Here is a 12,659-nt window from a genome sequence, read left to right as displayed (position 1 = left end):
CTACACGTAGTCGGCGTGTTTCCTTTAGTGATCAGAGCCGTAGCCGCCGTGCACGTCGTGAGGCTGGCCCTGGTCGCCGTGACCTTGAGGCTGGTCACCGTAGCCATGACCACCGTGGTCTCCGCTGTTGTCACCGCCGGGGTAACCACCAGTTTCTCCACCGTGCTCTCCGCCCGGATAACCGCCGTGGTCCCCGCCGTTGCCACCGCCGTTGCCACCGCCGTGCTCTCCGCCCGGATAACCGCCGTGGTCCCCGCCGTTGCCACCGCCGTGGTCCCCGCCGTTGCCACCGCCGTGGTCCCCGCCGTTGCCACCGCCGTGGTCCCCGCCCGGATAGCCGCCGTTGCCACCGCCGTTGCCACCGCCCGGATAGCCGCCGTGACCACCGCCGTTGCCTCCGCCGTTGCCTCCGCCGTTGCCACCGCCGTTGCCACCGCCCGGGTAGCCGCTGGTGGCACCCGTCGTCGAACTGCCAGTGGTTCCGGCGATGAGACCGCCGGGAGTGCCACCGATGGCACCAGCCGTCAGGACACCTCCGAGCAGGCCGCCGTTGGTGCCACCCGTTGTCACCCCGGAGATCAGCCCGCCCGTGGTCGTTCCACCGGTTGCGGTGCCACCAGTAGTGCCACCGGTGGTAGTGCCGGCGATCAGGCCGGTGCCACCAGTGATCACGCCACCCGTGGTGCCGCCGGCCGCACACGTCGCCCGGGTGATTCTGTTGTCGTCCAGCGTCACCGAGCCGTTACGCGCCAGGGCCCGGCCATCGATGCTCGCACCCGTGGTGGCATTGATCGACGTCAGCGCCAGGATGGTACCCACGAAGGTGGAGTTGGTGCCGAGGATGGCCGAACTTCCGACCTGCCAGAACACGTTGCACGGCGCGGCACCATTGACGAGGAGCACCCGGCTGGCGGAAGCCGTCGTCAGACCCGAGCCGACCTGGAACACCCAAACGGCATTCGGGTCGCCCTGGGCATCCAGGGTCAGAGTGCCCGTCAGGCCCAGGGTGGAGGAGGCGGTGTAGACGCCCGGTACCAGCGTCAGACCTCCGGCGTCCGGGGGTAGAGCACCGTTCGTGGCCTGCCCTGCGGCGTTGTTGTACGCCGCGACCAGGTCGCTCTTGGCCTGGAGCGCAACCCCGTCAGCCGAGTGCTGAGCTCCGTTCACCAAACCAGGCGGGAAACCGGTGATCGACGTACCCGGACTCACCCCGAGGTCTCCGGTGATCACCGAAGGACCGGTGTTGGTGACCGACTCACCGGCCAACACCGCGAAACTGTCCGCCGTCGCCAGCGGTACGGGCGTTGCGATGGCATGGGCTGGACTCGACGCCATGGCGACCATCACAGCGGCCATGGTCGCCGCAATCAAAGCCGCGATCCAGGCCGAGATCGCACGCGCATTGGGAACTACAGGGGTACTCAATGTCATCGACAGGCCAACTCCTATGTGGGGCAGCGGCGTGTGGGCACTCTTCGTCACGCGAAAGCGCCCTCTCTTGTCGCTGGAATAGTACGAGCTCATATCGAGTTGGTATATGCCGCATTAGGGTGCCCCTGGAATTCCACCCATTCGCCGGCGTCGTCCGATGAAAAGATGAATATCTCTAAAGATGAGCGCAGTTCCCGTCACGAGACCACTCACGGCCCCATCAGCCCCGGAGAGTCGGCTTTCGACGGACGGCAAGGAGTCCTGGTCACACCATCGGCGATGTGGCATGACCAGGGCTGCGCTCTAACGACCTAAGGGCTGATCCACCCGGGGCTCATCCTGCCGCGGGGAGCGTGGGGTTGGGTAATCCCAGGATCGGGCCGGCGTCTGGGGGCGGCTCCACAGGTGCCGCTGATATCCGGTGCGGAGTGCGTCAGTGCCGAGGTGTTCTGTCGCGTGATGTCGTGATGGACATCGAGCACCAGGCCGCCGAGGTCGAGGGCTACGCGCCGACGCTCGGCACTCCACGGGTGATGTCCATGCTTTCCCTGCGCGTAGCCTTCGCCCACGCCACAGCGAGCGACCACACCGCCACCCACCAGGCCATCGCCGAAGCCACCGGCAGTTCGAGCAGATCTCCGGTGCCGACGACGACCCACCGTGGGCGCAGTATTTCAACGAGCCCAAGCTCATCGTGGACGCCGGTATCGCCCGTGGCCGGCTCGGAGAATCCGACGCCGCAGAGCAACCGATCGCCCAGGCCATGCGGCACAAGGACACGAACAATCAGCCAGGCCGTGCCTTCCATACCTTTTGGTTGGCACGGACCCGGCTCCAACACGGAAAGCTCGACCAGGCGTGCCACACCGCCACCGCCGCGTTAGAGACAACACCGGCGATCAGCTCCGAGCGCGTGCGCGGATATCTGCGCGGCTTTTACGGGCAACTGGAGCCTTACCGGCAGGATGCGTTTCAGAGAAATGCTCCGCTGAAGGTCATCGGATGGCCTCATCCATGAGCACATACAGCAGGCCCACGAGCGAGCCGCCACCAACGATCTCGCGGCGGTCGATCATGCCACGCACCCGATCGAGAGGAATCCACGCGATCCGGTCAGATGCGTTCTTCTCCGTGGGCGGCCCCATACGCGTCGCCCCAGCGGCTCTCGCGCAGCCGCCTCATCCGGGGTCTCGCCCTCCTCGATGAGACCCACGGGCAGCTCCCACGCCCAGGAGTCCGCGATGAAGCGATGCCGCCACATCATCAATAGCTCGCGCATGTCGTTCACCACGGCAGCCACCGCCAGCTGCCGCCTCCGCACCACATGGTGTTCCCAACGCCGACCGTCCGGCTGCTCAACGTCGACGAGGAACAGATTCACCCATTGGTTTCGGGCTGCCCGTCGTCGGCGATCGTCTGCGCCAGCTCACGGACGGCGTGCCCGAAGCCCTCGCATGTCAGGTTCTCCCGTACGGGTGCGATGTCAGACCTGCGTCCGGTGAAAGTTCATGAACGACCGCGAGGCCGTCGGCCCCCGCTGTCCCTGGTAGCGCGATCCGTACCGCTCCGAGCCGTACGGGTGCTCGGCCGGCGACGTCAGGCGGAACAGGCACAACTGGCCGATCTTCATCCCCGGCCACAGCTTGATCGGCAGCGTCGCCAGGTTCGACAGCTCCAGCGTCACGTGCCCCGAGAAGCCGGGGTCGATGAACCCGGCCGTCGAGTGCGTCACCAGTCCCAGCCGGCCCAGCGAGCTCTTCCCCTCCAGGCGCGACGCGAGGTCGTCGGGAAGCGAGATGACCTCGTAGGTCGACGCGAGCACGAACTCACCGGGATGCAGGATGAACGGCTCGTCGCCCTCCGGCTCGACGAGCCGGGTCAGATCGCTCTGCTCCACCGCCGGGTCGATGTGCGGGTACCGGTGGTTCTCGAACACGCGGAAGAGCCGGTCCAGCCGCACGTCGATGCTGGACGGCTGCACCATCGACTCGTCGAAGGGGTCGACCCGCACCCGTCCGCTGTCGATCTCGGCCCTGATGTCCTTGTCTGAGAGAAGCACGTCCCGAAGGTTACGCGGACGACGCGGCCCCGGCCCAATCCTGACCGGAGCCGCGTGGCACCACGCGCGCTACTTCACCTGCTCCACCGGCACCGCATGCCGCAACCGCGCACAGCGCGGACACCTCAACAACCGCCCGGGACCCAGCCGGCCGACTCCCAGATTCTGCAGCGGGAACGTCGCGGTGCTGAATACGTGCCCCTCGGCACAACGAACGACGGTGCGCTCCATCGTTTCCCTTCCCCAACCTTCGTGGACGACAAAAGCCACATTAGGGGATAAGACGGGCCATCTTCCACACGCCGCTCCGCCCCCCACGCTACGCCCCAACACCCGCCCCCCACAGCCGCATCCCCACCCCGGGATCCGACCCCCCGACACCACGAAGGCCCCAGGCAGAACACGCCCAGGGCCAACGATGCGGTACAGTATGCGACGGTGCCACGCCCCAACCGGCGTGCCGCGCGAGTGTAGTTTAATGGTAGAACATGAGCTTCCCAAGCTCAGAGCGCGGGTTCGATTCCCGTCACTCGCTCCACAACAAAGGCCCAGGTCATCAACCGGGGCCTTCTTTGTTGTCTAGACCGCGCTAGGCGTTTCGTGCCCGTTGCGTGCCCGATGGCCGCTCGGGATCAGCCGCGGCGGCTCTCCTCTTGGCTCGCACCCGAGCGTCGATCCCGTCCGCCACCTCGATCCGACGTTCCCGGTCCGAATGCTGGTAGATCATCGCTGCCCGCTCGGAGGACTGGCCGGCGCGCACCATCGTGTCTTTCAGCGTGGCGTCCGACTGTGTCAAGAGCGTGTGCCCGGTGTGGCGCAGGTCGTAGAACCGGAAGGTGTCCGGCAGGCCGACCGCAGTCCGCGCCTTGCGCCACTTCCGGCCGAAGGAGGAGCGGCGGAACGGCTTCCCCTTCTCGCCGACGAACAGCAGCCCGTTCGGTCCCTTCTCGGCGAACCACTCCAGATGCCGCACCAGGTCGCCAAGCAGGAACCGCGGCAGGACCACGACGCGCCGACCCGCGTCCGACTTCGTGTCGCCCAGCACCCGCCGTCCGGTCGTCAGCTCCGGTGCGGCCTGCTTCACCGTGAGTGTCATCGTCTCGGGATCCGCGTCCGGCCGGCGCAAGGGTGCTTGTTCCTCCGGACGCAAAGGGCTGTAGGCCGCGAGGTAGACCATCAGCCGCCAGCGCGGCCCGATCGCCTCGGCCAGGGCATCGACCTGGTCAACGGTCGCGATCGGTCGTTCCTGCGCCGACTCCTTGCCCGCACCCCGGATGCGGCGGGGATTACGGCGAATCAGTTCGTCTTCGGTCGCCGTCTCCAGGATGGCTTTCACCAGCCGGTACGACGTGGCCACCGTCGTTGCCCCCGTGACCTCCAGCCGTTCGGCCCTCCAGGTCCGGATCCAGGGCGGCGTGATCTCGTCCGGTTCCCAGGCCTGGAAGGTCGGCAGGATGTGCAGCCGCAGCAGTCGGCCGTACAGCTCTCGCCACCGGTCGTTCAGCACTATGGAGCTGAGACTACGATGCGCGGGCAATCGTCGGACGACGGGGGAATCATGGCCTACCAGCTCAGCTTTTTCTGCCGCTCGGGAGAAGCGAGAGGAGACGAGGCACTTGATCGCCTGCTGGACTATCTGCTCGAGACCGGCGAACCTCTGGTAGGCGAGTCACTGGGCCCCTTCGATGATTCGGTGGCCGCGTTCAAACTCGGCACTAAGAGCAGTACCAGCGACTGGTCCGTCTCGGACTTGCTCATGCTTGAAGTACACGTGGGCGTTGCAGAGATCGCAGAGTCGGTGATCGCCGCGTCGCCCAACGATGAGCAGGGCATCTGGGGATGCGACCTGCTGGCCAGCGTCACCCTCGGCGGAGACAACCCCGACTGGCCCCTGGTGAATCGAATATGGGCCGCAGCGGTCAGCATCTGGAAGGCGGTTCCGTGGGACGAGTCCTCCGGATTTGAGATCGCTGCCAGCTCGCCGCAGCCGTGAGCTGATCAGAAGGCGCCGTGCCCGATCCGTGCCCGACAGAACGGGGAACCACGGTCACCAGCAGAGAGCGCGCATGAGAGCGGTCCCCGACCGATGTCCTGGTCCGGGGACCTCGTAATACCTCTGGCTGCGGAGGATGTGAGATTCGAACTCACGGTGACATCGCTGCCACGACGGTTTTCAAGACCTCCGTGGTGAACATGGAGTAGTGCTGTGCGCGGCGGTCGGCGCAGTCAGGTCACGCTGAGCCATCAACGAAGCCTGATCGTTGGTTGGGCCACGGGCTGGATACCCGGGCCGCCCCCAGACAGTGTCAGGGATGAAGCTGTTCTCCAGAGCTGGATTCCTCGCCACCGACCGTGCGACGTCGACCCTAGCCGCTCGCACTGACAGCGGGACCGTGTTGGGTTTCGCACCACGGCCGTGCCGGCCGGCAGGCCGCAGCAGCAAAAGGGCGCCCCTGTCAGGGGGCGCCCTTTCGGCCTCGGGCCGTGTCAGCCGTCAGATGGTGCTAAGGCTGTCCCGTATTCCCTGGCGGGCGCCCGACGTCAGCTACGGCACCTCGCTTCGTTGTCGGAATGCCCGAATACATCCAGTATGCGGGCGCCCCTCCGCCGTCTGATGCACCGCATCTGACGCCGCGCGCTGATCCACCAGGGATGACGGGACAGCTCTTAGCCGGCGGTGGCGGTCTTGTGGCGGCGCCACCAGACGAGGCCTGCGCCGGCCGTGAGGAGCGCGAGGGCCGTGCCGGCGATCCCGGCGATTTGGGTGCCGGTGTTCGCCAGGCCGCCTCCGCCGTGGTGGTCACTCGGCGGCGCGGCGTTGCCTCCCTGGGCGGTGTGCCCGGGGCTGGGAGTGTGGCCGGCCGGAGGGGTGGACGGCTGACCGGTGTGGGTCGGCGTCGGGGTGGGCGTCGGCGTCGGGCCGGTGCCGGTGTGGGCGGCCGTGTTGCCGCCGAGGGCGAGCAGGGCCTTGTTCTCGGCGTCGTCCGTCATCGACTTCACCGAGATGTCGGTGGTGCGGGGCAGGTTCTTGTGCTCGGCGGTGAACCGGGCCGGGCTGATGTTCTGCTTCGGCGACTTGGAGAAGTCGACGCCTCCCATGACGCAGACGGAGTTCTGGCCGGCCTTCTCGCACGGGTAGCTGTAGTCGCCCTGGGTGAAGGACTTCACGTAGTCCTTGTAGGTCTGCTCCGGGGTCCAGGAAGCGTTCTTCCCGCGCAGCGGCCAGTTGCCCACCTTGTTGCTGTTGACGGTCGCGTGGTAGTCCGTCGGCGACTTCGCGTCCTGCTGGCGGATCCACTCGGCCGCGACGCGCGCGTTGTAGACGCTGCGCAGGTCGGCGTACTTGGCGTCCGTGTTCACCTTCTTCTCGATGTCCGGGACGATCACCGAGTCCATGAGCTGCTGCACCCGCTTGTGCTGGGCCTCGGTGAGGTTGCACTGGCCGTTCGGGCTCGGGGTCGTGAAGTCCTGCGGGACCGAGTTGACCTTCAGCGGGGCGTCGAGGATGTAGAGGCCGCCGTCCTGTTCACGGACCTCCGCCGGCTTGGGGACGATCCAGTTCCGTACGCCGTGGGTGCAGGGGATGTTCTCCGACTGGAGCTTGTCCCAGAGCTGCTTGCCGACCCCGGTGCGGGGGTCCATGTCCTTGGCGTAGTCGTGCTTCATCTCCAGGTCCGCCTGGAGCAGGACGCGGCCGGCGTCGGTCGCGCCGAACGTCTTGTCCATGATCCTGTCGGGCTGGTCCGGGTTGAGGTTGACCCAGAACTTGTCCGGCGTCAGAGCGAGCCAGGTGAAGAAGCTGTCGGAGATGAGCTCGGCCTTCTCCCGGCCGCCGTAGCCGAGGCCGTCGGACTCGTCGACCTTGTTCGCGGCGAACGAGTAGTTCAGGCCTTGGCCCTTGACCGGCTTGCCCACGTAGCGGAGTTCGAGGGTGGAGAAGTCGACGCCACCGGGGCCGCGTACGCGCAGGCCGTTGGGGTCGCCCGCGCGGATGCGGTCCAACTGACGCTTCATGTCGCCGGGCGTCGCGGGCGACTGCCGGATGACGTCGGAACCGCGGCCGATGCTGTTCCTGGTGTCCTGGGCGGTGTACTTGCCCGGCTCGAACTTCGCCGTCGGGGTGGCGACGTGCTCGTACGTCGTCACCCGGCCCGCCCCGCCGATCTCCTTGAGGCTCTGCGTGTACCGGAGGGTGTCCTTGGTCTGCGGCTGGCCGAAGGCGTACCGGAGCTTGTAGTCCTTGTACTGCGGGTCCCTCAGGAACGCGCGGTCCTTCGGGGCCTGGGTGGTGTCGTGATTGCCGCCGGACTTGATCTCCACCGCCTCTTTGGTCCGCCGGTTGAACGCGTCGAAGCGCCGCTCGTAGGGCTTGCCGGTCTGCGGGTCGCGAACCTTGACCGTCTCCTCGCAGATCCAGTCAGGTCCGGTCAGTCCCAGGTCCTTGACGACCTTGGCGTGATAGGCCTCGCCACGCGGGTTGCGCCCGTAGACCTCGATGTACGCCTCGTTCAGCCAGTTGCTGAAGCCCCCGTACTTGGTGTCCGTTCCGCCGTTGCGCCCCAGATAGTCCTTGTAGGTGGCGAAGACCCGGTCGGGGGTGCCCTCCGGGTAGTTCTTGTAGGACCCTTCGAGCTTGTTGAGGATCTTTGCCTGCTCCGCCGGATCGTCCGGCAGGGTGAGGCCGTCCATCGCCTGGCGCTGATTCGGGAAGTCGTAGGAGTCCCAGTCGGCCTCGGGACGTTTCGCGTCCCCGTTCGCCCAGGGCAACTTGCCCGCATCCGTCGGCTTGCCGGTCAGGTTGAACTTCTCGTCGCATCGCTGCGCCTTGCCCGCCGCGTCGGCGGTGCCCTGAAGTTGCGGCAGGCCGCTGACGGAGAGGATGCCGACGGTCGCGAGAGCGACCGCGGCCCGTGCCCATACGCGGTGGCGTGTGGTTATCGGATGATTCACGTGAATGTGTCTTCCCAGGGAGCCCAGATCCGGTGAGGAAGAGAGCGCGGCGACGCCAGGGGCCCCCGTGGTCAGTGGCGCCGCACAAGTGGCCCACGCTAGCCCCCCGACGCACAGGAGCCCCACAGATTTCCCGGCGCGCCGTCCCCCAACTCCCGTTCTCCACAGGACCCTTACGCACTCACCTAAAGGGTGTTGCGAAAGGAGCGCCGTCGCCCGTGAGGGCGGGGTCCGCGGCGTCGGGTGCGGGCGACTGCACGGCGGAGGGTCGTCCTCGTACCGGACGTACCTGGACGAGCCCGACAACGCAGCAGGCGTGCGGGCCAGGCGTCGCGGGCCAGGCGGGACTTGCGCAACACCCTTTAGGGTTTGGACCATGACCGAGCGGCAATGGACGAACCACCCCCGGCTCACGGCCTGGCTACAGGAGCAGGAAGCGGCGTTCCCTCAGTGGGCCGCCGCCCACCCCGGCGTCTGGGACTTCTCCCCGGACTCGGTGGACAGCCTCGAGACGGTGATCAGGGCTCAGTTCTCCTCCTGGGATGACGTGCAAGCCGCTCAGCGCACCCCGCGGGTGACCGTACCCGCGTGGTACCTCGGCGAGGTCTGCGTGCGCGCCGGCGGCGTCTGGAAGCACAACCCCGGCTCCCCGACCGACCCCGACGTGTGGGAGGGCCCCTTCGTGGGGGTTCCCGGTGATCCCATGGAGGATCCGGACCATGAGGACCTCTACGAGGACGACGACTACCTTCCGGCCACGGTCCCCGTGTCCTCGAACTCCGCGGCATGTTCGTGAAGAGCCCCCAGTGGCGCCTTCGGAACGTCGTGGCGGAGTTCGACGACTGGCGGCGCGGCACCGCCGGCAGCTCCTGACCACGACGCCACTGCCCCCTCGGGGACCTTCAGCCGACTTCCGGGGTCCGTGGGTCCTCGTCCCGTAGTTGCCAGTTGCGGTGTTTCTTCCAGGCCAGGGCGCGCTGGATCTCCAGGGGGCTCAGGCCGGTGGCCGCCGCCAGTGCCTCGCGGGTGGGCGGTGGGGGCTGGAGCGCCTGGGCGCGGTCGATCTGGCCGGCCCACAGTTCCTCGGGCACGTACGGGCGGGCTCGGTACTCCTGTTGCAGAACGGCCAGGTGCTCGGGGGAGCAGGCGACGACCAGTCGCCTGCCGTCGCGCGCCGGGGTGCGGGTGTGGATCGCGGAGGAGTCCTGGACCAGGCCGAGCCGGCATCCGTCGGTGAGCCGTCGGGCGCACAGGTCGCAGATATCGGTCTCCGGGACCCGGGAACGGTCGGTTCGCATGCCCTTCTCCTGCCCCTTCCGGGCTCTGACGCACTCTCTGGCCGTTCTGGACGGGAGCAGTATGCCTTCCTCTCCCTGTCACGAAAATCTATCTTGAGTGCAGTAGACATTCGCCCCGGGGTGTGGGTAGTGTTCCTGTCGTAGCCAAGAAGACAGCAGGGCGCGGCAGACACGAACTGCCGCGCAGCGTGTAGGCACGGTGATGGAATCCGGCGGCCGGTCAAGTGCACGAGGGCCGCAGGGTTGATTGCCGGGCCGGGTGGCCCGCACAGGGGCCGCCGTGACGGAAGGGCAGCAGCGAGAGCAGGTCTCTCGGTGAAGGCGCCGGCTGCGGGCGCGCGCACCAGGAGGTCGGTACGGCACGGCAGTGGAATTCGGCGGCCGCTTCACGCGGGAGGGCCGCAGGGTTGATTGCCGGGTCGGGTGGCCCGGAAGGGGCCGCCGCGCAGGTCGTAGTGGCAGGACCGCAGTATCTGAAGTACCAGCAGGTCAGTACTTCTCTTCGTTCAGGTACGAGCAGGAAAGGTTCGGAGCAACACCATCAGGATCGTCCGCACAGCAGGTGTGTGCGGGCACTCGCAAGGCCCCGGATTGGAAGGTGGTCCCCGGTCAAGCATTCAAGATCCCCGCACGCCGCGATCCCCCGACGTGGCAGTGCGAACACGGCAGGACCGGCACGCAGAAGCCGGTAGATGTAGATGGTGTTTGAATCCGCCCCAAGGGGCCCCGGAAGCCAGGTACGGCTCCGGGGCCCCTCCACGCGTTTCCCCCTGACCATGGCACCGGCCGCGCCACCGACCACGGGACCGACCCGACCCGCTTCCTGACCAGGTTCGGATGTGGGATGCATGACCCGCGCATGACCGGGCATCCGCTGGTCAGGAGGTTGATAACCATGGGTCCACTGCTTCTGGTTCTACTGCTCGCGCTGATTCTGTTCGGCGCCGGCTTCGCGCTCAAGATCCTTTGGTGGGTCGCGGTCGTGGTGCTGGTCGTCTGGCTGCTCGGCTTCGTCATGCGGGGCACGCATTCCGGCGGCCGCAACCGCTGGTATCGCTGGTAGCCGCGACACACACGCGACACACAGCTGAATACGTCAGAACTGAGGCCCGGCGGGAAACCCGCCGGGCCTCAGGCACGCCCGCCCGCCGGCGGGCCCCCCTGATGGGTCAGCCGAGAACAGGGTGGGTAGGGGGCTGGTGTCCGGGGGCAGCGCGGGCGCGTGACCCATGCACGCGAACCTCCAGTTCCCCGCCCCGCCCCCGGACGCCTCCGCGCGACCGGGGAGCGCCTCCGAGGGTCAGCGGCGGCGCTGGTTGGTGAGCGCCTCCGTGACGAGGCGGACTCCGCGGGCGAGGCGGCTGAGCTGTTCCAGCTCTACGGCGTACAGCCGGATCGTGTTCTCGATGACCGCCTCCACCATGCCCATCGTGGGCAGCTCCGCCCGGCTGGTGCACATCGCCACCTGGACCGCGCGCATCTTGTACTGCAGCTGGAGCTGTGCGTGGCGGGCGAGGATGGCCGGGTGGCGGGTGAGGGTGGAGTACGCCGAGTAGCGCGCCGGCAGCAGGTCGCGCAGCCAGCGGGTGGCCGTGCGTTCCCAGTCGGGGTTCCCGGGTGACTTGACCTGGCAGGGCCAGTCCGGGCTGAGCGTGGTGAGGGTCGTCTGGGACATGCTCATCGCTTCCGAGAAGTGCCGAACTCTGATCGAGAGGGTGTTGGCAGCCCCGGCCCAGGGGTTGACCGAGGCTGCCGAGGGCGCGCCGCAGCAAGCGAGCGCCCGGTTTGCTGAACACCCCGGGCGCGCCACGAGGAGGGAGCGTCGGCCCGGGTGTTCCGTCGGGAGGGCGGGTCACACTCTCCAATGGCGTCCGGTGGGCTCAGGCGCCGCTTGCAGTAAACATATATACCGTCGAGTACGCAAGGGTATGAAAAGTTTCATACCCTTGCGGGGCCGGCTCCTAGAGGAAGAAGCCGTGCTGATCCGCTACCTGCTCGTACCCCTCGAGCCGTGCCTGCGTCCGCCCGGGATCGGCGTCGGCCATGGCCTGCAGCAGGGCCGCGGACAGCATGCCCGGCGCCGCGTACGAGTCGAAGACCAGCCGGGATCCGGTGCCCGCGGTCAGCACCACGTCCGCCTCGTCGACGAGCGGCCCCAGGGTGAGATCCGTGATCAGCGCGATGCGCAGCCCGGCGCTGCGGGCGGCCCGCAGCGCCGCGAGGGTCTCCTTCGCGTGCCGGGGCATGGCGAACGCCAGCACCCACGCCCCGCCCGCCGCCCGCGACTGCAGCAGCGCGTCGAAGGCGACGCTGCCGCCACGGGTCACCACCCGCACATCGGGGTGGATCCGCCGGGCGGCGTAGGCGAAGTACTCCACCAGCGGCGCCGAGATCCGCAGGCCGAGAACGGTCAGCGGGACGGAGTGGGCCAGCTCACGGCCGATGTCCAGCACCTGGTCGGTGTCGGCGAGCAGCCGGCGGACGTTCTCCAGGTTCTCGATCTCGGCGTCGACCGCCGCCTGCAGTTCGTTCCGGCGGACCTGCTCGCGGCTCTCCGGAGACGCCGCGACCGCGCTCAGCGCGATCGGCTGCAGGACGTCCCGCAGGGCGGGGTAGCCGCTGAAGCCGAGGGAGGCGGCGAAGCGGGTCACCGACGGCTGGCTGACGCCCACCCGCTCGGCCAACTCCGTGATGGAGAGGAAGGCCGCTTCGGTGAGGTGGTCGATCAGGTACTGGGCGATACGGCGCTGCCCGGGTGAGAGGCGGTGGCCGTTGAACAGCGCGTGGACGCGGTCCGCGGGGGCGCGCTCCTGGTCCTGGGGCTGCCCACCCGGCGTGATCGCAGCCGCCTGTGCCCGTGCCTGCTGCCCCGATGGCACCGGTGCGCCTCCTTTTTCCTGCCGCTCCCGCTCAACATAGCC

The 12,659-nt window shown here is 67.9% G+C and carries 12 protein-coding genes, 1 tRNA gene and 2 pseudogenes; 5 read left to right on the top strand and 10 right to left on the bottom strand.

Annotated elements, in window-relative coordinates:
• Positions 1-24: 24 nt before the first annotated feature.
• Positions 25-1,293 (bottom strand): ice-binding family protein, encoded by a 1,269-nt coding sequence (locus M2266_RS19085; protein ID WP_277441265.1) that lies wholly within the window; start codon positions 1,291-1,293, stop codon positions 25-27.
• On the opposite strand from M2266_RS19085, the gene M2266_RS19080 reads away from it, so the two are divergent.
• Positions 1,187-1,513: a hypothetical protein gene (locus M2266_RS19080; protein WP_277441431.1), complete on the top strand. Its 327-nt coding sequence runs from the start codon at positions 1,187-1,189 to the stop codon at positions 1,511-1,513. The genes M2266_RS19085 and M2266_RS19080 overlap by 107 nt on opposite strands.
• Positions 1,514-1,933: 420 nt before the next feature.
• On the opposite strand, the gene M2266_RS32375 is transcribed toward M2266_RS19080, so the two are convergent.
• The 4 genes and pseudogenes from M2266_RS32375 to dcd all read right to left on the bottom strand — a co-directional run bounded on the left by M2266_RS32375 (position 1,934) and on the right by dcd (position 3,490).
• Positions 1,934-2,296 (bottom strand): hypothetical protein, encoded by a 363-nt coding sequence (locus M2266_RS32375; protein ID WP_346780908.1) that lies wholly within the window; start codon positions 2,294-2,296, stop codon positions 1,934-1,936.
• A gap of 130 nt (positions 2,297-2,426) precedes the next feature.
• Positions 2,427-2,812, bottom strand: a pseudogene (locus M2266_RS19070) (NUDIX domain-containing protein).
• An 8-nt stretch (positions 2,813-2,820) separates the two neighbouring features.
• A pseudogene (locus M2266_RS19065) lies at positions 2,821-2,913 on the bottom strand (phosphoribosyltransferase); the annotation flags it as partial.
• Position 2,914: 1 nt separating this feature from the next.
• Entirely contained in the window at positions 2,915-3,490 is a 576-nt protein-coding gene (gene dcd, locus M2266_RS19060) for a dCTP deaminase (RefSeq protein WP_138351324.1), read from the bottom strand.
• A gap of 464 nt (positions 3,491-3,954) precedes the next feature.
• Between dcd and M2266_RS19055 the strand changes: the two genes are divergently transcribed.
• A tRNA-Gly gene (locus M2266_RS19055) sits at positions 3,955-4,028 on the top strand.
• Positions 4,029-4,079: 51 nt separating this feature from the next.
• Here the strand turns inward: M2266_RS19055 and M2266_RS19050 are convergent.
• Positions 4,080-4,997, bottom strand: coding sequence for a tyrosine-type recombinase/integrase (locus tag M2266_RS19050; protein ID WP_277439273.1), 918 nt, complete (start codon positions 4,995-4,997; stop codon positions 4,080-4,082).
• 51 nt (positions 4,998-5,048) lie between these two features.
• On the opposite strand from M2266_RS19050, the gene M2266_RS19045 reads away from it, so the two are divergent.
• Positions 5,049-5,483 (top strand): hypothetical protein, encoded by a 435-nt coding sequence (locus M2266_RS19045; RefSeq protein WP_277439272.1) that lies wholly within the window; start codon positions 5,049-5,051, stop codon positions 5,481-5,483.
• Between the two features lie 674 nt (positions 5,484-6,157).
• On the opposite strand, the gene M2266_RS19040 is transcribed toward M2266_RS19045, so the two are convergent.
• Positions 6,158-8,440: a hypothetical protein gene (locus tag M2266_RS19040; RefSeq protein WP_277439271.1), complete on the bottom strand. Its 2,283-nt coding sequence runs from the start codon at positions 8,438-8,440 to the stop codon at positions 6,158-6,160.
• A gap of 376 nt (positions 8,441-8,816) precedes the next feature.
• On the opposite strand from M2266_RS19040, the gene M2266_RS19035 reads away from it, so the two are divergent.
• On the top strand, positions 8,817-9,236 hold the full coding sequence (locus M2266_RS19035) for a hypothetical protein (protein WP_277439270.1): 420 nt from the start codon (positions 8,817-8,819) through the stop codon (positions 9,234-9,236).
• Between the two features lie 106 nt (positions 9,237-9,342).
• On the opposite strand, the gene M2266_RS19030 is transcribed toward M2266_RS19035, so the two are convergent.
• Entirely contained in the window at positions 9,343-9,738 is a 396-nt protein-coding gene (locus tag M2266_RS19030) for a hypothetical protein (protein WP_277439269.1), read from the bottom strand.
• 895 nt (positions 9,739-10,633) lie between these two features.
• Here M2266_RS19030 and M2266_RS19025 point away from each other — a divergent pair.
• On the top strand, positions 10,634-10,801 hold the full coding sequence (locus M2266_RS19025) for a hydrophobic protein (RefSeq protein ID WP_269274751.1): 168 nt from the start codon (positions 10,634-10,636) through the stop codon (positions 10,799-10,801).
• A 237-nt stretch (positions 10,802-11,038) separates the two neighbouring features.
• On the opposite strand, the gene M2266_RS19020 is transcribed toward M2266_RS19025, so the two are convergent.
• Both M2266_RS19020 and M2266_RS19015 read right to left on the bottom strand, forming a co-directional pair.
• The gene (locus M2266_RS19020; RefSeq protein ID WP_277439268.1) at positions 11,039-11,413 is read right to left on the bottom strand and encodes a hypothetical protein; all 375 of its coding nucleotides are present in this window, start codon (positions 11,411-11,413) and stop codon (positions 11,039-11,041) included.
• 286 nt (positions 11,414-11,699) lie between these two features.
• Positions 11,700-12,617, bottom strand: coding sequence for a MurR/RpiR family transcriptional regulator (locus M2266_RS19015; RefSeq protein WP_277439267.1), 918 nt, complete (start codon positions 12,615-12,617; stop codon positions 11,700-11,702).
• Between the last annotated feature and the right edge of the window lie 42 nt (positions 12,618-12,659).

The sequence above is a fragment of the Streptomyces sp. SPB162 genome (genome assembly GCF_029504575.1).
In the GTDB taxonomy this organism is placed as follows: Bacteria; Actinomycetota; Actinomycetes; order Streptomycetales; family Streptomycetaceae; genus Actinacidiphila.
The sequence above is the reverse complement of the archived record's forward strand: the minus strand, read 5'-3'. Positions and strand labels throughout refer to the sequence as shown.